Here is a 750-nt window from a genome sequence, read left to right on the forward strand (position 1 = left end):
ACTCGACATCGTATCTCAGCCTTAAGATGGTCCGGATTTGCCTAAACCATCAGCCTACATACTTGGACCTGGACAACCGTCGCCAGGCTCACCTAGCCTTCTCCGTCCCTCCATCGCAATTATAAGAAGTACGGGAATATTAACCCGTTTCCCATCGACTACGCCTTTCGGCCTCGCCTTAGGGGTCGACTTACCCTGCCCCGATTAACGTTGGACAGGAACCCTTGATCTTCCGGCGAGGGAGTTTTTCACTCCCTTTATCGTTACTCATGTCAGCATTCGCACTTCTGATACCTCCAGCAAACCTTACGATTCACCTTCAACGGCTTACAGAACGCTCCCCTACCCAATGAAGTAAACTTCATTGCCGCAGCTTCGGTGTATAGCTTAGCCCCGTTAAATCTTCCGCGCAGGCCGACTCGACCAGTGAGCTATTACGCTTTCTTTAAATGATGGCTGCTTCTAAGCCAACATCCTGGCTGTCTGAGCCTTCCCACATCGTTTCCCACTTAGCTATAACTTTGGGACCTTAGCTGGCGGTCTGGGTTGTTTCCCTCTTCACGACGGACGTTAGCACCCGCCGTGTGTCTCCCGGATAGTACTTACTGGTATTCGGAGTTTGCAAAGGGTTGGTAAGTCGGGATGACCCCCTAGCCTTAACAGTGCTCTACCCCCAGTAGTATTCGTCCGAGGCGCTACCTAAATAGCTTTCGGGGAGAACCAGCTATCTCCGAGTTTGATTGGCCTTTC

Annotated in this window: 1 rRNA gene; it reads right to left on the bottom strand. The window is 51.5% G+C overall.

The window, feature by feature from the left end:
* Positions 1-750, bottom strand: a 23S ribosomal RNA gene (locus tag C9J45_RS21425); the annotation flags it as partial.

The organism is Photobacterium sp. GB-1 (genome assembly GCF_003026165.1).
In the GTDB taxonomy this organism is placed as follows: domain Bacteria; phylum Pseudomonadota; class Gammaproteobacteria; order Enterobacterales; family Vibrionaceae; genus Photobacterium.